General features: G+C 42.2%; 15 protein-coding genes. 7 read left to right on the top strand and 8 right to left on the bottom strand.

The window, feature by feature from the left end; translation table 11 throughout:
* Positions 1–4 precede the first annotated feature (4 nt).
* From secD to queA, 4 genes are all read right to left on the bottom strand, one after another.
* Positions 5–1,852: a protein translocase subunit SecD gene (gene secD / locus G3341_RS03425; protein WP_163860708.1), complete on the bottom strand. Its 1,848-nt coding sequence runs from the start codon at positions 1,850–1,852 to the stop codon at positions 5–7.
* Positions 1,853–1,879: 27 nt separating this feature from the next.
* Positions 1,880–2,212 (bottom strand): preprotein translocase subunit YajC, encoded by a 333-nt coding sequence (gene yajC / locus G3341_RS03420; RefSeq protein ID WP_004905542.1) that lies wholly within the window; start codon positions 2,210–2,212, stop codon positions 1,880–1,882.
* Between the two features lie 93 nt (positions 2,213–2,305).
* Complete coding sequence (gene tgt, locus G3341_RS03415) at positions 2,306–3,433, bottom strand: tRNA guanosine(34) transglycosylase Tgt (RefSeq protein ID WP_163860707.1); 1,128 nt, start codon at positions 3,431–3,433, stop codon at positions 2,306–2,308.
* A gap of 48 nt (positions 3,434–3,481) precedes the next feature.
* Positions 3,482–4,588, bottom strand: coding sequence for a tRNA preQ1(34) S-adenosylmethionine ribosyltransferase-isomerase QueA (gene queA / locus G3341_RS03410; protein ID WP_163860706.1), 1,107 nt, complete (start codon positions 4,586–4,588; stop codon positions 3,482–3,484).
* 301 nt (positions 4,589–4,889) lie between these two features.
* On the opposite strand from queA, the gene G3341_RS03405 reads away from it, so the two are divergent.
* Positions 4,890–5,474 (top strand): ACP phosphodiesterase, encoded by a 585-nt coding sequence (locus tag G3341_RS03405; RefSeq protein ID WP_154624262.1) that lies wholly within the window; start codon positions 4,890–4,892, stop codon positions 5,472–5,474.
* A 67-nt stretch (positions 5,475–5,541) separates the two neighbouring features.
* Here G3341_RS03405 and G3341_RS03400 read toward each other — a convergent pair whose 3' ends face one another.
* Positions 5,542–6,567: a hypothetical protein gene (locus G3341_RS03400; RefSeq protein WP_163860705.1), complete on the bottom strand. Its 1,026-nt coding sequence runs from the start codon at positions 6,565–6,567 to the stop codon at positions 5,542–5,544.
* Between the two features lie 526 nt (positions 6,568–7,093).
* On the opposite strand from G3341_RS03400, the gene G3341_RS03395 reads away from it, so the two are divergent.
* The 4 genes from G3341_RS03395 (at position 7,094) to G3341_RS03380 (ending at position 11,927) form a co-directional block, all read left to right on the top strand.
* On the top strand, positions 7,094–7,696 hold the full coding sequence (locus G3341_RS03395) for a peroxiredoxin C (RefSeq protein WP_154624264.1): 603 nt from the start codon (positions 7,094–7,096) through the stop codon (positions 7,694–7,696).
* Positions 7,697–8,108: 412 nt separating this feature from the next.
* Positions 8,109–8,729: a hypothetical protein gene (locus tag G3341_RS03390; RefSeq protein WP_163860704.1), complete on the top strand. Its 621-nt coding sequence runs from the start codon at positions 8,109–8,111 to the stop codon at positions 8,727–8,729.
* A gap of 236 nt (positions 8,730–8,965) precedes the next feature.
* Positions 8,966–10,732 carry a gamma-glutamyltransferase gene (ggt, locus tag G3341_RS03385; RefSeq protein ID WP_154624266.1) on the top strand — a complete coding sequence of 589 codons (1,767 nt, stop codon included), beginning with the start codon at positions 8,966–8,968 and terminating at the stop codon, positions 10,730–10,732.
* Positions 10,733–10,910: 178 nt separating this feature from the next.
* Positions 10,911–11,927, top strand: a complete 1,017-nt coding sequence (locus tag G3341_RS03380; protein WP_163860703.1) for a hypothetical protein — start codon at positions 10,911–10,913, stop codon at positions 11,925–11,927.
* Positions 11,928–12,004: 77 nt separating this feature from the next.
* Here the strand turns inward: G3341_RS03380 and brnQ are convergent, their stop codons facing one another.
* The 3 genes from brnQ to phoB all read right to left on the bottom strand — a co-directional run bounded on the left by brnQ (position 12,005) and on the right by phoB (position 16,063).
* A complete protein-coding gene (gene brnQ / locus G3341_RS03375; protein ID WP_154624268.1) occupies positions 12,005–13,330 on the bottom strand; it encodes a branched-chain amino acid transport system II carrier protein in 1,326 nt (441 codons plus the stop codon).
* A 708-nt stretch (positions 13,331–14,038) separates the two neighbouring features.
* Positions 14,039–15,352, bottom strand: coding sequence for a phosphate regulon sensor histidine kinase PhoR (gene phoR, locus G3341_RS03370; protein ID WP_154624269.1), 1,314 nt, complete (start codon positions 15,350–15,352; stop codon positions 14,039–14,041).
* 21 nt (positions 15,353–15,373) lie between these two features.
* Positions 15,374–16,063, bottom strand: a complete 690-nt coding sequence (phoB, locus tag G3341_RS03365; protein WP_154624270.1) for a phosphate regulon transcriptional regulator PhoB — start codon at positions 16,061–16,063, stop codon at positions 15,374–15,376.
* A 316-nt stretch (positions 16,064–16,379) separates the two neighbouring features.
* Here phoB and sbcD point away from each other — a divergent pair, with 316 nt between their 5' ends.
* Both sbcD and G3341_RS03355 read left to right on the top strand, forming a co-directional pair.
* Positions 16,380–17,597, top strand: coding sequence for an exonuclease subunit SbcD (sbcD, locus tag G3341_RS03360; protein WP_154624271.1), 1,218 nt, complete (start codon positions 16,380–16,382; stop codon positions 17,595–17,597).
* Positions 17,594–21,271: an AAA family ATPase gene (locus G3341_RS03355; protein ID WP_163860702.1), complete on the top strand. Its 3,678-nt coding sequence runs from the start codon at positions 17,594–17,596 to the stop codon at positions 21,269–21,271. Before sbcD ends, G3341_RS03355 begins: the two co-directional genes overlap by 4 nt.
* Positions 21,272–21,311 lie beyond the last annotated feature (40 nt).

Raw genomic sequence — 21,311 nt, 5'->3', positions numbered from 1 at the left:
CTCCTTAAATTGACAGCTTGTTGATACGCTTACCACCATATAGCAGGTTCACGATAGCACGTGTACCGATAATGGCTGTAAACATAGAGGTGGCGACACCGATAGCTGTCGTAATTGCAAAGCCTTTGATTGACCCGGTTCCCACTGCATACAGAATAATGGCAGTGATAAGCGTAGTCAGGTTTGCGTCAATAATACTTGAGAATGCGCCTTTATAACCTTCATGAATAGATTGCTGGACGGAACGCCCATTACGCAATTCTTCTTTGATACGTTCGTTAATCAAAACGTTCGCATCAACGGCAACGGCAAGGGTCAACACAATCCCCGCAATACCAGGCATTGTCAGTGTTGCACCCGGTAACAGCGACATCACACCAACAATCATGATCAAGTTTGCAAATAGTGCAGTACTGGCAATCAAACCAAACTTACGATAGTAAATAATCATAAATAGAATTGATGCTAACAGGCCTGCCAAACACGCTTTCAAACCTTGTTCAATATTCTGCAAACCAAGCGTTGGACCAATGGTACGCTCTTCAACGATTTGGATTGGTGCAATTAACGCACCCGCACGTAACAGCAATGATAACTGGCGTGCTTCATTTGGATCATTGATACCGGTGATACGGAATTGACTACCGAAACGCGCTGAAATGTTCGCAGCGTTAATCACTTTCTCATCTTTCATCAAGATAGCGCGGCCTTCGGCATCTCGTTTACCACTGTCTTTATATTCAACAAACAGGGTTGCCATGAGTTTACCCTGATTATCACGAGTAAAATCAGACATGATAGAGCCACCAGCACTATCCAAACCGATGCTAACTTGAGGTGCACCGTTTTCATCACCGCCTGAAGTTGAGTCAGTGATATGGTCACCGGTCAAAATAACACGCTTATACAACACGTAAGGCACGCCATTTCGATCATACTTAACTTCGGAATCACCAGGCACACGTCCACTTTCAGCAGCCGATGGATCAACGCTTTGGTTGACTAAACGGAACTCTAGGGTTGCTGTTGCACCTAAAATTTCTTTAGCACGGGCGGTATCTTGAATACCCGGTAACTCAACAACAATACGCTCCGCACCTTGACGCTGAACTAAAGGTTCTGCAACCCCTAATTGGTTCACACGGTTACGAATGATAGTAATGTTTTGAGATACGGCATAGTTACGAGCCTCACGTAGACGCTCATCCGTCATGACAGCAGTCATGGTATTATTGCCACCATCAGAAAACACTAAGTCTTGGAATTTACGAGCCAATGTTTTCTCTGCTAGGCTACGGTCATCAGCGTTACGGAAACGGACTTCAACGCTGTAATTGTCGCCTTTACGGATAGAAGAGTACGGAATGCCTGCTTGGCGCAAGTCATTACGTATACCGTCCATGTTTTGTTCCTGCAATTTACCTAATGCAGTGTCCATATCAACTTCCATTAGGAAGTGAACCCCACCACGCAAGTCAAGGCCGAGTTTCATCGGCTCACCACCGATCATTTCAAGCCATTTCGGTGTTGCAGGTGCAAGGTTTAATGCAACAACGTATTGATCACCCAAGGCGCTAACTAAAGCTTCACGAGCGCGCAACTGAATATCTGAGTTGTTGAATCGGGCTAATACAGCCCCATTTTCCAAGGCAATAGACTTGCTTTGGATATTGTCTTTTTCTAACGTTTTTTGGACTTGGATCAGCGTTTGTTCATTGGCGGCGGTTCCCCGCACGCCAGTGATCTGAACAGCCGGATCCTCACCATATAGGTTTGGAAGCGCATAAAGCAGACCGATGAGGATCGCAGCGATCAGCATCAGATACTTCCACAAAGGATAACGGTTTAGCACGGCAGTTCCCTTCGGGAAAATCAGAAATTAAATAGCTTTCATTGTGCCTTTAGGTAAAACAGCAGCAACGAAATCACGTTTGATAGTTACTTCAGTGTTCTCACTGAGTTCAAGAACAACATAGCCTGTTTCAGAAACTTTGGTTACACGTCCGATCAAACCACCCGTTGTCAAAACTTCATCACCCTTCGTAATGGATTCCATCAGCTTACGGTGCTCTTTAGCACGTTTTTGCTGTGGACGTAGGATCATAAAATAGAAGATCAGGGCGAAAACGACGAGCATAATGACCATCGTGTACGGGCTACCCTGTGCTGGAGCGCCTGCAGATGCCGCTGCTTCAGAAATAAAAAAACTCATTCAACTTTCCTCATTGTTATTGAACGCTATTTAAAACATAAGTACAGCAAGGCTTAATATGCTACACAGATTAAGCCTATTTGGCACTTAAATTCATTCCATATTTAAAGAAGGTTGGCTTTTGCCAATCTTCTGGTAAAAATCTTGGGCAAACTGTTCAAAGTTACCCTCTTCAATCGCTTGACGAATGCCAGCCATCAAACGCTGATAATAACGTAAATTATGAATGGTATTTAGTCTTGCGCCAAGAATTTCATTACAACGGTCGAGATGATGTAAATAAGCTCGGCTATAATGGCGGCAAGTATAACAATCACATTCCGGATCGAGTGTTGAAGTATCTGATTTATACTTCGCATTACGAATTTTTACCACGCCATTAGTGACAAATAAATGTCCATTTCGTGCATTTCGAGTTGGCATCACACAATCGAACATATCGATACCACGGCGTACACCTTCGACTAAATCTTCAGGTTTACCGACACCCATAAGATAACGGGGTTTATCAGCTGGAATCTGTGGACATACATGCTCTAAAATACGGTGCATATCTTCTTTTGGCTCACCCACCGCGAGGCCGCCTACAGCGTACCCATCAAAACCAATTTCTACCAGCCCCTTAACCGAAATATCACGTAAATCTTCGTAAACACTCCCTTGGATAATGCCAAACAACGCATTCTTGTTGTTTAATTCGTCAAAACGTTGACGGCTACGCGCGGCCCAACGTAAAGACATCTCCATGGATGTTTTTGCATAATCCCAATCCGCGGGATATGGCGTACACTCATCAAAAATCATGACGATGTCCGAGCCAAGATCGTACTGAATTTCCATCGATTTTTCTGGGCTTAAGAAGACTTTTTCGCCATTGATTGGATTGCGGAAATGCACACCTTCCTCTTTAATTTTACGCATAGCGCCGAGACTAAAGACTTGAAAGCCTCCTGAATCTGTCAAGATCGGCCCTTGCCACTGCATGAAATCATGTAAATCCCCATGCAATTTCATAATCTCTTGCCCTGGGCGTAACCAGAGATGAAAGGTATTCCCAAGTAGGATTTGAGCGCCCGTTTCTTGTACTTCTTCAGGCGTCATTCCCTTGACCGTACCATAGGTACCCACAGGCATAAATGCCGGCGTTTCTACGACTCCGCGTTCAAACACTAAACGACCACGACGTGCATTGCCATCCGTGGTGTGTAATTCATATTTCACGTTTATTTCTCCTAGCACCAGAAAAACAGTCCGATGCTGATATTAACTTTACAGGCTAGTGGCGTTGCCATCGCCTAAATCAAACGACTCTCCAATCTGCTCTAAACGAGCATCGGGATTACGGGTGATAAACATAGCATCACCATAACTAAAGAAACGGTATTGTTGTGCTACCGCTTCTTTGTAAGCTTGCATAGTATGTTGGTATCCTGCAAAGGCAGAAACCAACATAATTAATGTCGATTCTGGTAGATGAAAGTTAGTAATCAACGCATCAATCACTTGATATTCATAACCTGGATAAATAAAAATTTGCGTATCATCAAAAAAAGGTGCGATTAAAGTGTCTTTACTGGCTTGAGCCGCACTTTCCAATGAGCGGACGGATGTCGTTCCTACCGCAATAACGCGATTACCTCGGGCCTTACAAGCCAATACCGCATCGACAACATCTTGGGGAACTTCCGCATATTCTGAATGCATGACATGGTCTTCAATGGTATCGACTCGCACGGGCTGGAACGTACCTGCACCTACATGCAATGTGACAAACGCCATTTCCACACCTTTTTCACGCAATGCTTCCAGCAAAGGCTCATCAAAATGTAATCCCGCTGTTGGTGCCGCAACAGCACCAGGGCGCTGACTATAAACAGTTTGATATAATTCTTTATCGGCTTCTTCGTCTGGACGATCGATATAAGGAGGCAACGGCATATGACCAATTTGATTGAGGATACTCAGCACGTCACGCTCATCATCAAATTGCACTTCAAACAAGGTATCATGACGAGCGACCATGGTCGCCTTGACGCTTTCGTCTTCACCTAAAATCAGCTCAGCACCTTCTTTTGGTGCTTTAGAAGCTCTGATATGCGCAAGCACGCGGTGCTTATCTAACATTCTTTCAACGAGCATTTCGATTTTACCACCACTCGCCTTACGGCCAAATAGTCTTGCTGGAATAACACGAGTATTGTTAAAAACGAGCAAGTCACCCAGCTCCAATTTCTCAAGAATATCGGTAAAAATGCCATGCGTGAGCTGCCCCGTTGGGCCATCAAGGCTAAGCAGCCTGCATGCGCTTCGCTGCGCTTGAGGATAGTGGGCAATTAATTCTTCAGGTAACTCAAAAGTAAAATCAGAAACACGCATTGTCTTAACTTCAATCTAAAAAAACAGGCGACTAGTCTAGTGCTGAGCACTCAAAGGCGCAAGAAATAAGCGTATTTTTGCTGAAAAAACTCCCCACATTTAACAAATATTTAGCAAAGTAGCCCTATTCCCTGTTTCTCTAAAGGGGCTATTATCGTTCTCTTTTGTTCGTCAATACCTAATGACAAAGCGGCTTACCACTCATTGACACTGAAAAACAGATAACCGTAGGTAGCTCAAACAATGTTTAAACAACGAACATCACTATAATTTGTTAAGCATCAGGTATATGATAAGGATCATGAACTTTCTCGCTCATTTACACTTGGCTTATACCGCTAACTCCTCATTACTCGGCAATATCATGGCTGATTTTGTACGTGGCAACCCTGAAGGCCTGTATGCGCCAGATGTCGTCGCGGGTATCATGATGCACCGAGCTGTTGATAAGGCAACGGATTCGCACCCTTTGGTCAAAGAGGCGCGTCTGCTATTCAGAACGGATTACCGGCGAGTCGCACCAATCACGTTAGATCTCGTATGGGATCATTTTCTGTCTTTGCATTGGTCTAAGGTTGAACCGCATATTAACCTAACTGACTTTATTCATTATGCTCGCCATCAAATAGAGCCAAACCTCTCCCATACTCCTGAAAAGTTTCAGGAGCTGAATGAGTTTCTTTGGCCGCAGCACTGGCTAACGCGCTATGCAGATAAAGCCTACATTGGTAAATCATTAAATGGTATGGCTCGCAGACGACCAAAATTACAAGCACTTAGTGGTTCATATGACGATTTTTTATTGCAATATGCGCAACTTGAAAAAATTTTTTTCCAGTTTTACCCACAAATGATGGCGCTTGTGAAAAACTCACGCTTTTCTTAGACACCCTCATGCCATGACAAGCCGTTACATGATTTCGCAAAAATAATAGCCATAAATGAATGTTCGATTAAAACGTTTCCCGAACGGATTTTGCATTCACCCAATGAGTTACCTGCCCCGTTTTACTATCAAAATCAGAATCTAAACATTGAGCCTTAGAAAGGTAATCACTGCCTCTTGAGATCCCAATACCGTGATAGCCATAGATGCGAGCTTCTGGCACGACTTTTTGGGCTTCTATTTTGGCGTGAGCAGCTAGTGAATGAGTATGATTTTTATCAATTCGCTTTTTTTGTGTTAATTGGTTAAATGAGTCAAGTCTCTCAGCATCGGCGCTTTCACAAGCAGTCAATTTAATTTTTACATTGCTGGCGATTTTATTGCCTAGTGATGCATAGATTTCCTTCATCACATCTGCAACATGTTTTTGCCGACAACCTATTTTGCTCGTTTCATAGAGATAAGGCTGCCCTGCTTCACCATGCCCAATAACATAAATTGTGTCTATTTTTTGTGATGACTTTAACTCTAACTGCAATTGGTTCAATGCCTTATATTCCCCCAATACAGTCACTGCATTCTTATTGAGCGCTATACCACCTTGTAAAATCGCATCATGTACCGTTGCAAGCCCATGCTCTGCAATTAAAGGAGTCAATTTTTGGTCATAAACAGCCCCATTCTTTAACTTTCCCTGTAGCTCACTTTTTTTAAATTCCCTCACCGATTCTTGCAGCATCGGACGCAATAATTTCGAGCTCAATAAGGGTAATGCAGCTTTATTTTTCAAAACTCTAGGTGTATTGATTCTCAATGCTTGGCAAATCATATCTTGATGACCAAATGGACTATAAATAACCGCATTCTTCGAGGGTAAACTAAACGTCTCATTATTATTTTTTAATTTAATGATATTCGGCGCGACGGATAAGGTATTACTGTCCACCATAGTATTGTGATATCCGCGGCTCCTAACGGTCGCGTTTTGACTCACCTGATTCACAGGTTTAGCCGTTGGACGGTGGCTTTTTGTCTGAGCGATGTGGGCGCTTTTGGGCGTCATAACAGACTCTGAGACTATTTTACCAATCATTCGTATACCTCTATGCTTCGCTAATGTATTTTTATCAATAAATTAAACTGCTAATAAATTCAGCATCAGACATAGTAGAAGCAATCAAGAACTGAATGATTTCATAAAACGCGGCTATGACGTAATTCAAGAGTAGAAAAGAGTCACAACATCAATAAATATCATCTATCAATATTAATTTAGTTATAAAGATCAATAAATTAAAAAACCTATTAATATCAATGCAAAATTTAAGCTTGCACCTCACAACAATCAAACTATCTTATTGTTATTAATCTGATAAATTGTTACAATCAATAGGTAAAAACTATCACAACGATTGGTATTTATACCTTTATTCTTTGTAGGGAATTTCATATTCTCTCTTGAGATATAGCCCAAATATTTTGAGCTGCTTGTAGGCGGAAAATAACCACTCCCCCTAACAGCACCATTGAGTGCGCAGGGAGTTTAGTGAACCCCACACCTAAGCAGTTTACATTATTATGGGTATAAAACCTTTAATTAACACTCATAGGAGTAAATTATGGTTCTGGTAACACGTCAAGCCCCTGATTTTACCGCAGCAGCTGTTCTAGGTAACGGTGAAATTGTTGATAACTTCAACCTGAAAAAACACCTAAACGGCCGCCCAGCAGTGATCTTCTTCTGGCCAATGGACTTCACTTTCGTTTGCCCTTCTGAGTTGATCGCATTCGATCATCGTTATGATGAATTCAAAAAACGCGGCGTTGAAATCGTTGGTGTTTCTTTTGACTCTGAATTCGTTCACAACGCATGGCGTAAAACACCGGTTGATAACGGTGGTATTGGTGAAGTTAAATACCCAATGGTTGCTGATATCAAACGCGAAATTATGAAAGCTTACGGCATTGAACACCCAGAAGCAGGTGTTGCTCTGCGTGGTTCTTTCTTAGTCGATAAAAATGGTGTTGTTCGCCACCAAGTCGTTAACGACCTGCCACTAGGCCGTAACATCGATGAAATGCTGCGTATGGTTGATGCGCTGCAATTCCACGAAGAGCACGGTGATGTTTGCCCAGCTCAGTGGGAAAAAGGTAAAGAAGGTATGAATGCATCTCCTAAAGGTGTTGCAGACTACCTGACTAAAAACGCAACTGGTCTGTAATTAGATCTTTTCAGTTTTTATGGGCCAGCATAATTTTATGCTGGCCTTTTAGGTATCGTTCTCATTTTCCCTGTTATTTCCTTCTGTTTTTTCTTCCTTTTTTAAATATCTCAGACCAGAAAATTCTCAATTGAAGATAAAAAACCATATATCAAATGATATATAGCGCCTCATACTTTCATGTGGTGAATATTTATAATATGGTTACATTTATCAACAAATAGTTACATTCACTATTGAATAAGCCTTATTGAATTTAATGATATTTTTGGGGTAAGTCTGTTAATCATCTATATCTCGATACGTAAATTATTTTTATATCAAATAGTTACAAAAATATCGTCATCATAGTCGTTATAATGATCTTTATAACAGCAATAAATATACGTAAGTCGATTAGGATAGGAATACAATGAAATTTAAAATGTTAGCTTCTCTTGCTATTGCAGCGACTTTCCTCGCTGGCTGCGATAATAACCAAACTGCTTCTGAAAGTAATTTCAAAAAGTCTATTCAAGATTATCTCGATACTAAACCGGCTATTTGTATTAATACAGGAGCCTTTCCTGCGGGGTTTTTAGCACAATCAAATGCGACAAAAATAGAACAATTAAACAGTTTAGTTGATGCTGGGCTATTAAATAAATCAGAAAAAGAAATTGTCATCAAGGATATGTGGGGCAAAGAAAAATCAGGTGAGGGCGTTGAATTTACACTGACTAATGAAGGTCAAAAATTCTTTGATGAAACCAAGGCTGAATTTTCAGGACGCGGGAGTTTCTGTACAGGTAAACTCGTTGTAACGGAAGTGACCAACTTTACTGAGCCAGCTGAACGTGGCGGGCAAAAAATTTCTATCGCTAACTTCAAACAAAAAATTGAAGATGTTGCGCCATGGGCTAAAAATGAAAAAGTCATCGCCGCATACCCACAAATCAAATCAGCCCAAGAACGCGCTGAAAAATCGCAGCAATCACCACTAGTGCTGACGAACAATGGTTGGATCCACATCGCATTATTCAATGCAAAATAAGTTAACTCACTTCGGTAGAGCTCTCGCCTAGGGCTCTACCCTTCCCTTCTCTAGGCTCGAGAATAAAATTTATTTCCTCTCATTTTAATCATATTCTCATACCGATCTCTCGGCCTGCTCATCTATTTTGTGCTATACATAAAATACACAATTGATTAACAAATCGACCCATTTAGTCATTTGTGTTACACAACATCATAATAACCCTATACTATTTTAATTATCGGGAGATACGAATGATAAAAACATCATGGCGCCCTTCTGCCTTATTACTTTCGCTACTTATCTCACCTCAGCTGTTTGCAGCCTCAGAGCCAGCAGTGGAAGCCAAAAAAGGGATGGTGGTATCTTCCCAGCACTTAGCCTCTCAAATTGGCGCTGATATTCTTAATTCAGGTGGGAATGCTGTCGATGCTGCCGTGGCTGTAGGTTACGCTCAAGCGGTCGTAAACCCATGCTGCGGTAATATTGGTGGAGGCGGTTTTATGACTCTCCACCTTGCTGATGGTAAAGATATTTTTATCAATTTCCGTGAAACTGCCCCTGATGCGGCTAGCGCCAATATGTACTTAGATAACAATGGCAACTTAATAGAAGGCGCAAGTCTTTACGGTTACTTAGCATCTGGCGTCCCCGGAACAGTAAAAGGGCTTGATTACGCGCTCGAAAAATACGGTTCAATGAGCCGCCAGCAAGTGATGGCACCCGCCATTAAATTAGCCCGAGAGGGCTTTGTTTTAACACGGGCGGATACCGATGTTCTCGATACAACCACTGAACGATTTAAGCAGGACCCTGAAGTCGCGCGTATCTTTTTAAAACCGGATGGTAGCCCTTTCCAACCCGGTGATTTGCTCGTTCAAACTGACCTAGCAAATACCCTCGAAAAAATTGCTAAAGAAGGCCCTAGCGCCTTTTATGAAGGAGAGATCCCGAAAATTGTTGAGGAAGCATCGAAAAAGAACGGCGGAATACTCACCGCTAAAGATTTCGCTAATTATACAATCACCGATACCACCCCTGTTAGCTGTACCTATCGCGGCTATAAGTTCATTTCAGCACCGCCACCAAGCTCAGGGGGAGTGACGATCTGCCAAACGCTCAACATCTTAGAAGGCTATGACCTCAAAGAAATGGGTTTTAACTCGGCAGAATATATCCATACACTAACTGAAGCGATGCGCCATGCCTATATGGATAGAAATACCTTCTTAGGCGACCCTGCCTTCGTTAAGAATCCAACGGATAAATTGTTAAGTAAAGCCTACGCTGACGAGCTACGCAAAGAGATCAAACCAGGTCAAGCGACACCATCAACACAAGTGCAGCCGGGTGTCGGGCCTCACGAAAAACCTGAAACCACTCACTACTCTGTGGTCGATGATAAAGGCAATGCGGTATCCACGACTTATACCATTAATGGTCGCTTCGGTTCTGTAGTCATCCCACCGGGTACGGGCTTTTTCTTAAATGATGAAATGGATGATTTCACGACTAAAGTCGGTGAAAAAAATCTGTATGGATTAGTCCAAGGGGAAAGAAATTCGATTGCTCCGGGTAAACGACCATTGTCATCAATGAGCCCAACCATCGTGACAAAAGATGGCAATGTATACCTTGTGCTAGGCTCTCCTGGCGGCTCACGGATCATATCCATCACATTACAAACTGCATTGAACATTATCGACCATGGCATGCCTCCTCAAGAAGCCGTTAATGCACCACGTATTCATCATCAATGGTTACCAGACGAGGTTTACTATGAAGAACGAGGAGTATCTAAAGATAGCTTAGCCTTACTCGATAAAATGGGCTATAAAATGGTTGAACAAACGCCATGGGGGGCTGCTGAGCTAATTATGGTGCCTGTGCCGGATGCGAAAGGCGCTAAAACAGACTCCTCAGGTAATGACGCAGCCGTCTCAGGTAAAGTTCGCCAAGGCTATATTTACGGTTCCAACGATGTTCGCCGTCCAGCAGGAAGTGCTGTTGGCGTGAATTAATCTTCTCCAAAAAAGCGGGAGCCATCCCGCTTTAGACTGCTGCCAAACCTATTATGTTTGGCAGCAAGTCGAATAGGTTATTGATTCATCTTCCAAGAGGAACGTGTCTCTTTTTTTGAAAGACGCTTATTCAGCGTTTCATATAATTCCATAATATACAATTAACAAAGGAATTATTATGATCAACACATTTACAAAAAACGAGGCTCCTTCCGCCCTTGTTTTCACTAATCATAATACTCGCTCAACGAAAAGTTCAGCAGACTCATCCCCTCAGAGATTACAGCCCAACCATGTTGACAGTATCAGCAATACAAATGAATCTTATACATTCCCATTAAATGGCCGTTTTATTCATTTTAATAAAGAAAAATTACTGACTGATTATCAACAGCATAGCAATTCCGAATTAATAAAAGGTGTTAGACGTGAACTTAAGGCACAACTTAAAAGTGTCAATAAATTAGATAGACTTAAACACCCGCAAAGAACCCTTAGAATGATGGATATACTCTCACACTTAAAACAACCGAAGAGTCATCAAGAAGGAAAAATTCATTCGCGATATCAATCAAACAACCAAATCGTTCAAATCCTGATGGAAGAAGGACGTCAGCAACATGCTCAGCTGGAAAGATCACTCGCTATAGCTAGGACTATCAATACAGCAGTGTGTGCTACGATTGAAGAATGGAGAGCCAATCACCAATCTACTACCATTACGCTGACACCCGTAGAAATCGAACAAATAAAAAGTAAAGTGTTAGATGCGGTGATAACCAAATTTGAATTAACCGATGAACATATTAATTTAAAAGATAGTTCTCCCTACACCGCATATCATGTCGCAATGAATTCATATAATAAGGCGATTAAAACCATCGATTTTAATACACAAGGGCTCACAGAAAGCCAAAAGCGTGAAAACGCACAAAGTATGACAAAAGAGATCAATACCATCATCACAACCCTTGGCAATAACATTATCAACCATGTGATGACAGAATTTGAAAACGGTAAGGTATTCAATCTTCATGAAATTAAGCAGTGCGCTTCAGAGGTCACCCAAGAACAGCTCAATCATCTAGCGCCTTGCGCCTCAACAAAATCAACAGCGAATATTCCTCAACCAACACAGCTTCAGTTCTCAACATACGGTATTCATGGGGAATATGATGAAATAACTGACGTGTAAGTCAATTTTACCGATAGCTTATATTTAACAGTAAAAAGGAGCCATTAGGCTCCTTTTTACTGTGAATCCTTTCGTCATTAAACAGGTTTATGCGCCTTACTTGGCTCAATCATTCGGTCACACACTGCCGCGACAGCTAACACAATCACAGAGGGCAACAGCCACGCTAAATCTTGCTGATATAGTGGGATAGCCGTCATCCAATCAGGAATATAGGTTTTCAAATGCTCAGAAGCTTTGGCAGCCCCCACTAACCCAACAATAAAACTGGTTAACATCGTAGGAGCAATGACCACACTTGGATTACGCCACCATTTCAATGTGAAGCTGAGTAAGATCAAAACAATACATGGAGGATAAATCGCGACAAGCACAGGCACTGAAAAGGCAATCAATTTACTCAAACCAAGGTTAGAGACCACCATGGAAAACACCCCCAGTATGAGTACTAATGTGCGATAAGAAATGGGGACATATCGACTAAAGAACTCTGCGCAAGCACAAGTCAGCCCAACAGCAGTCACCATACAGGCAACAAAAATCAGTACCGCAAGGAAAAAGCTACCGTAATTACCAAATGTATACTGAACATAGGCATGCAAAATATCCGCACCATCCTGTGGGTTTGGGATAATAGAAGCGCTATTTTCGCCCAATTTAAATAGGGATAGATAAACCAGTGTCAACAATAGACCCGCAATCAAACCTGCCCACATGGTATAGCGCGTCAACAACGACGAATTCTCAATGCCGCGTGAACGGGCTGCATTAACGATAACGATACCGAACACCATTGCACCCAATGTGTCCATCGTTAGATAACCGTTAATGAAACCATTCGAAAATGCCATCTCTCGATATTCATCCGTTGATGGTATTGGTTGACCCGCTGGCCACAATACTGCCGCAACCCCTAAAATGGCCAAAGCAAGCATTTTGACCGGTGCCAATATATGCCCAACACTATCTAATAACTTGCCTGGATACAGTGAAATACCAATAACCAAAACAAAGTAAATTGCGCTGTAAATCAATAATGAGATGTCAGATTCACCACCCAATAATGGTGCAATACCCACTTTATAAGACACTGTAGCAGTACGTGGTGTGGCAAATAAAGGTCCCACAGAGAGGTAAGCGACAACCGCTAGCAATAAGCCTGCTGTTTTTCCTACTGGAGTACTCAGTGCCTCAATGCCCCCTCCAACTTTGGCTAATGCCACGACCGTTAAAACGGGGAGACCGACACCTGTAACAAGGAACCCTAATGCAGCCGTCCAAACTTGTTCACCTGCTTGTAAACCAACCATAGGCGGAAATATGATATTTCCAGCCCCCACAAAAAGCGCAAAGGTCATAAAACCTAAAGCAAGAATATCTCTGGATGTTAAACGATGAGCCATATTTTATGTTGAATCTATGTAACAATGTTAATAAATATAGAGTCACTAATAAGTAACTCTTTGAATTATAAGTGGCGGTATAGAATTCTAATTAACAAGATGATAAACAATACAATCTGTATGTTTTATCACATCAGGCAAGATTAAAAATCAAAAAACAGAAAAAATCGCCAATAACTGGCTACAAGTAAAACTTTTATAGGGAAAAAAGGCAAGAGCAAAGCGAAAAACAAGAATAAAACTCTAAAGTATTTTTTATAACTAGTGATTACTGTCAGTAAAGTAACAATATGCGCTATATGATTTGAATAAAAAACAACCAATAAACACTCAACTCTCCTTCGAGTTTAATGATATCTAATTCGAGATTGCTAGATAAAAATAGGCATTTCTGTAGTAATTGAGTATGTTTTTAATATAAATCAATGGAATATAGAAACATTGCCTCATATACCGAAAGAACGCCTAATATATAAAGACTGGCTTTCTAGAGTACAAGAACAGTAAAAGCGGCTGTATGCCGCTTCAGACGGCTGACAAACCTATGATGTTTGGCGGCAAGTCGAGTAGGTTTTAAAAATAAACGAGGAAATCAATTTATTGATTTTCGGCTGATAACACAAAGCGGGAAAAACTACGCTTTTATCCCGCTTTGTCAACAACCTCAAGCGGCTATATGCCGCTTTTAGTCGGGTAATCATGACCTCTTTATGCTGTTTTATTCGCCTTTTTATCTACGACAATTAACACCGGCGGTAAGGTAAATGAGAATTCACTCCCCTTGCCTAACTGACTGGTTATCACTAACTGGCTGTTATGATGCTGCAAAGCATGCTTAACGATAGCAAGACCTAACCCCGTCCCCCCACCAGTTTGGCGAGACCTCGCTTTATCAACACGATAAAAACGTTCCGTTAAGCGAGGAATATGCTCTGCGGGGATCCCTGCACCATTATCTGTCACACTAAAGCGCGCGCCATTATGTGTTTTTTGCCAACCTACACGAATTGTCGTCCCTTCCGGTGTGTGCATAATGGCATTATAGACAAGGTTCGCTACCGCACTACGTAATTGCTCTTCATTACCATAAACACGTAACTTTTCATCCACTGAAAATACCAATTGCTGCCGACCTTGGCTTAAACTTATCGCCTCCTGCTCTATCATTTTTAAAATGACCGGAATATTCACTTGTTCATCTAAATTGATATGAGGCGCGACTTCAATACGAGATAATTGCAGTAATTGTTTCACTAAATTATCCATCCGATGTGCTTGCTCTTGCATCACCATCAAGGCTTTTTTATTTGCCGGAGAAGTATTTTCTTGGTCTTCCAATACTTCAAGATAACCTTGAATGACTGTCAACGGTGTCCGTAGCTCATGACTAACGTTCGCAAAGAAATCTCTACGCGATTTTTCTAAGCGACGCTTTTCAGTGACATCACGAGCCACCATTAGGAGCTGGTCTTCGCTATAAGGCAAGATACGAAATTCGACAATAGCGCCACTGTTTAACTCTATCGTTAACGCTTGCTCATAATTTTGTAACGTGAAATACCGACTAAAGTCAGGATAGCGCAATAAATTAAAAATAGGTTGCCCGCTATCTTCCGGCCAACGAAAACCTAATAGGTGCTGGGCATGCCGATTACACCAAAAAATGTTACCTTCAAGAGTCATCATCACAACCGCATCCGGTAAAGACTCTGCCCCACTGCGAAAGCGTTTAATCAATTGGCCTAATTCACGACGACGTTTACGGTTTCGTTGTTGAAGTTGGTAGATGCCATAAAATATGGGTTCCCACCCCCCTTTGCCATCAGGTGGAAGCATACTGCGATCAAGCCATAACCAATATGAAAGCTTCATCAGGTTATAGCTATGCCAAATTAAGGCCGCCGCCAATGAAATCACTAAAAGCCATGCTAGATGGCCGATAAAAATAGACAATATTAAGGCTGGTAAGATAAATAAAAACAGCCCCCAAACTAGCTGCTTCCATGATAAGCGTTCAAGCAAACTGGAATCTCCTGTTATTTCTCAGTAGCGCACTGAAAAGCGATAGCCAGTGCCACGAACCGTTTGAACCATTTTATCATGCCCTTCCGTCTCTAATGCTTTTCTGAGACGACGAATATGAACATCAACCGTTCTATCTTCAACATACACATTCGCCCCCCACACATAATTGAGTAACTGTTCACGGCTATATACACGTTCGGGGTGAGTCATAAAGAAATGCAATAATTTATATTCCGTTGGCCCCATATCAATAGGCACATCGTTACTGCTAACGCGGTGAGACGTTGGGTCGAGTGTTAACCCATTCATTTCAATAATATCTTCAGTCGCCATTGGCGAAATACGGCGTAAAATGGCTTTTACTCGCGCGACTAACTCTTTAGGCGAAAAAGGCTTGATTAGATAGTCATCTGCACCAACTTCCAATCCCTTTACGCGATCTTCTTCTTCTCCCCTTGCTGTTAGCATCATCACAGGAACATCGCGAGTATCACTGTCACGTTTCATGTGCTTAATCACTTGAATACCGGATCCGCCTGGGATCATCCAATCCAATAGAACTAGGTCAGGTAATGGGTCAACCAACTGCGCAATCGCGGAATCATAATCATCAGCTTCAATAGACTGAAAACCATTCTGCTCCAGTACAAAACAAACCATTTCTCGGATGGGCGCTTCATCTTCAACAACTAGAATGCGTCTTGCCATGATTAATCCTGTAAATAAGAAGAGATTATTAAAAGTGAAACCATTATGCGTCACTTTTATGACAGAATTATGAATCCTGTCATCCAATGACACGACTCTTTTCTATATTAGTGGTAAATTGTCATTTTAGTGAAATAAACTTGTCATACATAATGCCGTGAATGGATTTATCTTCATACGGCATCATCATCTACTGGGCAATATGCCTAACACCTCTTCCCACTCAATTCGCTATTTGTTCTGATATTGCCATTAACGACCTCTAATAAGGTATACTCATCATCGCAACTCTATCAAGCAGCAGGAATCAGCCCTTATGCGTATCATTCATACCTCCGACTGGCACCTTGGCCAATATTTTTTCACCAAAAACCGAGCTGTTGAGCATCAACACTTTTTAACTTGGCTGATTGAGCAAGTTAAACAATACCAAGTGAATGCCGTGATCGTTGCCGGAGATATTTTTGACACAGGCTCCCCGCCTAGCTATGCAAGAGAACTTTACAACCAATTCGTTGTGTCACTCCAACAAACTGGCTGCCAGCTAGTCATACTGAGTGGTAATCATGATTCCGTTTCGGTCTTAAACGAAACCAGCTCGTTGCTTGCGTATTTAAATACCCAGGTTGTCACCTCTGGCAGCCATCCACAGGTGATCACCTTAAAAAATGCACAAGGCCAACCTGGGGCACTACTTTGTGCCATTCCTTTTCTACGACCAAGAGATATTCAATTGAGCGTGGCAGGACAAAGCAGCGAAGAAAAACAGCTATCACTACAGACCGCGATTAGCGAGTATTACCAAAATAGCTATCAACTAGCAGTACAACAACGGGCATCACTCGGATTAGATATCCCTATTATTGCCACTGGCCACCTAACGGTTGTCGGCGCCGAAGTTTCCGATTCTGTGCGCGATATCTATATTGGTAGCTTGGATGCATTCCCTTCCGGCGCATTTCCTCCTGCTGATTACATCGCATTAGGGCATATTCACCGCCCACAAACGATTGGGGGACAGCAACATATCCGTTACTCTGGCTCTCCTATTGCTCTAAGTTTTGATGAGGCTCAGCAACAAAAAAGTGTCTGTATGGTGGAGTTTGACGGCCATCAAATCTCACAAATTTGTCAGCTCCCTATTCCTCTATTTCAGCCACTACAAACATTAAAAGGCTCACTTGCTGACATTGAAAAGCAATTAAAGACATTAAAACATACGCCTGACACCCCACCTATTTGGTTAGATATTGAAGTCGCATCGCAAGACTATCTTGCGGATATCCAACAACGTATAGAGGTCTTAGTCAAGGATTTACCTGTTGAGGTGGTTTTATTACGCCGTGCGCGTAAACAACAAGGTCAGTCTGTGACGATAGCCAATGAAACCTTAAATGAGCTCACTGTAGAAGAGGTTTTTTTACGTCGTTTAGCAGAGGAAGCGTTGGACGATAAAGAGAAGGAACAACGCCTATTATTACTCTTTAGGCAATCCTGCGAAGCACTACGCGCTGAATTAGAGGGAGACGCATGAAAATCTTGAGCTTACGTTTAAAAAATATTAACTCCCTTAAAGGCGAATGGAAAATAGACTTTACCCAAGAACCGTTTGCTAGTCAGGGACTGTTTGCGATTACTGGCCCAACAGGGGCAGGCAAAACAACATTGCTGGATGCTATTTGTTTGGCGCTCTACCATCAAACGCCTCGCTTGAGCACTTTATCTGCCAGCCAAAACGAACTCATGACACGTCATACTGGTGACTGCTTGGCTGAGGTTGAATTTGAAGTAAAAGGTATTGCTTATCGCGCATTTTGGAGTCAACGCCGAGCGGGTAATAAACCTGAAGGTAAGCTGCAATCTCCAAAAGCGGAGTTAGCAACTAGCGATGACGGTAAAATTATTGCTGAGAAAATCAGTGAGGTAAGAGAAAAAATCATTCAGGTGACAGGACTCGATTTTGAACGTTTTACCAAATCGATCTTATTATCACAGGGTGATTTTGCCGCCTTCTTAAATGCTAGCGAAAAAGAACGCGCTGACTTATTAGAAGAGATCACAGGAACCGAGATTTATAGCCAAGTATCCAGCTATATCTACCGTCAGCATAAGCAAGTTAAACATGATTTAGAGCTGTTAAAAACTCGCGCGCAAAGCATTCATTTACTTACCGAGAGTGAACATCAAGCATTCGTCGCCCAGCAAACGCATTTGGCTAGCCAAGAAAGCCAGCTAAATGATACACGCGCCCAATATCAACAGGCCTTATATTGGCAGCAACGTCGGCAACAATTGGCAGCGCGTTTGAGCCAATTACAATATGAAAAACAACAAGCAGAACAAGCCTACAACGATGCACAGCCTAAACTAAAAAAACTGGCAAACAACTTACCAGCAGAGAGTATGCGACCGCTATGGCTAGATTTAGAGCGCCAACAACAATCCCTGAATGAACTCACTGAAAAACAGCGCCAGCTTTTACAGCATATCGAACATCAACACCAACAACTCACCCCGTTGCAAATGCAGCTCACGCAGGCACAAGATAAAGACAAGCAACATCAAGCTTACGTGCAGCAACAAACCTTGTTGATCGATAGTCAAGTTCGCCCTCTGGACAATGAGATCGCTCATTTACATCAGCAGATTAGGGAAGTTTCAGAGCAACAATCACAAGATCAAGCTGAATATCGTTCAAAACAGGCCTTAATTTCCGATGCCCAACAGCAGGCTAAACTGGCAAATACAGAACAACAACACATTCAGCATTACCTAGAACAAAATGCACAAGATGCCCGCATTCTGCAACAAATTGGATTATGGCGCCAACAAGGCCACTCTATTGATGAGTTAAATCAACGCGTACTGGCATTAAAACAAAAACATCAAGCTTTAACGCAAGAGCAGTTAACCTTGTCCGCCGAGCAACAGCAGCAAGTTGAGCAAAATACGCAAACTCAACAACAGCTCGAACAAGAGACGATGACCTATCAAGCAGTTGAAGCACACTATTTAGCGTGGCAGAACAAACACGATGTTGAGCAGCTTAATCACGCAATAGAACAGCTGCGAACAAGATTGCAACATGCCCAACTATTGCCTTTATTATTATCGCAATGGCAGGAACAACAGAAACAATTAAAGCAAAAACAAAGCCAACAAGATGAAATTACTCAGTCTATCTCTCAAGCTGAACAACAAATTCAACTCACTGAAACACAAATTAATCATCTTCAGCCACATTTAGCAGACTTGACTGCACGGTTACGCTTAGAACAAAAAATCGTCAGTTTGGAAAAGGAACGGCAGCAATTACTCTCGGGCGAGCCTTGTCCTTTGTGCGGGTCGACTGAGCATCCTTCGATTGAACAGTATCAAGCCATTGCGCCGACGCAAACGGAACAGCGATTAGCTGAGCTAACCAAGCAATTGGAAGAGTTAAAGCAAACGCAGATGGCCCAGCATTCACTGAAACAACAAGAAATCCAGCGTCAAGCTGAGAACCAAAGATCACAACAACAATTAATTGCCCAAGAAGGCAACTTACACCAGCAATGGGTAACCGCTTGCCAACAAGCCTTAGCGCCTCAATTAGAGATGACAGATGTTGTTGTTGAACAATTCATTGCTGAGCTTCAGCAACAACTCGCCATACAACAACAATTGTTGCAGGATTTCACTGTCCTTGAACGCAAATATCAACAACTAAAATATCAATTACATGAAAAACAGTCTTTAAATAAACAACAGCAATCGACACTTGCCTTGGTTATCGAACGTATTAAGCACTTACATCAACTTATCGATGAAACACAAACCGAGCTGAACATACAGCAGCAACGTCAACATGAGCAAAAGCAGCAATTACACATTGCACTGGCTGACTTTGATCTGCCCATCAACGAAAGTTTTGATAACCGTTTTGCTGTATTAGAACAGCGAGGCCAACGGTATGAACAACAAAGGCAAGCAGCTCAAGAGATAGCAAAGAAAATTGCCGTCAATGCAGCAACCTTACAAGCGCAAATGGCACAGCAGGCTGACTTAAATAAACGACTAGAGAGCACCTGCCAGCAGCTACAACAATTAAAATTAACGCTACAACAAAAGCAAGCTATGCGCCAACAATTATTAGATGGGCAGCCCATTACAGCGTTTGTCGCCCAACTTCAGGCACAGCAAGACAAACTGACTCAACATAAGCAACAGCTCACAGAGCAAATCAGCCACTGTGAAAAAGCGATTGCATCGCTCAAAGGTAGCCAAACTGAAATTGAAGGCGCAATCACTAAAAATCAGCCTCTATTAGCCAACGCTCAACAGGCTTTCGATACTGCGCTCTCCATGAGTCCATTCGCGACACAACAAGAATTCTTAGGCGCCTTATTATCTTCTGATGAAAAACTTCAACTTGAACAGTTACAACAGAAGCTAGAGCAGTCACGACTACAGGCGCAAACACGCTATACAGAAGGTGAACTAACGTTATCAGAACATTTAAATCAGAAACCTGAAACATTTACCGAGGCCAGCCCAGAAAAATGGCAACAAGAGATAGCCAAACTTGATGAAGAGATCAAAAACCTCAATAAACAACAAGGGCAAATTTTCAGTCAGCTTGAGGCTGATAGACAACAACGTCATCAACAACGAGGTTTGCTGCAAGAAATTGCAGACAGCCAATCTCGCTACGATGATTGGGGCTATCTAACCGAACTTATTGGTTCCGCTGACGGTGATAAGTTCCGTCGTTACGCTCAAGGGCTCACCTTCGACTGTCTCATTTCACTGGCTAATTTACGACTCGATAAACTGCATGGCCGCTATTTGCTAAAGCGCAATCATAATGCTGATCTTGAGTTACAAGTCATTGATGGTTGGCAAGCTGATACTGTGAGAGATATTAAAACGCTTTCAGGTGGGGAAAGCTTCCTTGTTAGCCTAGCGCTCGCACTCGCGCTCTCTGATATGGTGAGTAGCAAAACACAACTCGAATCGCTATTTCTGGATGAAGGCTTTGGTACTCTCGATCCAGAAACGTTGGATATTGCGTTAGATGCATTAGAAAGTCTCAATGCCTCTGGAAAAACGATTGGGGTGATCAGCCATGTCGAAGCGATGAAAGAGCGGATCCCAGTTCAAATCACCGTGAAGAAAACCAATGGGTTTGGCTTTAGTGAATTACCGAGTCAATTTAGAGTTAACTGATCGCACAGCTGTAGTGCGCAACATCACTATCTCAGCAGAG

The sequence above is a fragment of the Providencia vermicola genome, from assembly GCF_010748935.1.
In the GTDB taxonomy this organism is placed as follows: Bacteria; Pseudomonadota; Gammaproteobacteria; order Enterobacterales; family Enterobacteriaceae; genus Providencia; species Providencia zhejiangensis.
The sequence above is the reverse complement of the archived record's forward strand: the minus strand, read 5'-3'. Positions and strand labels throughout refer to the sequence as shown.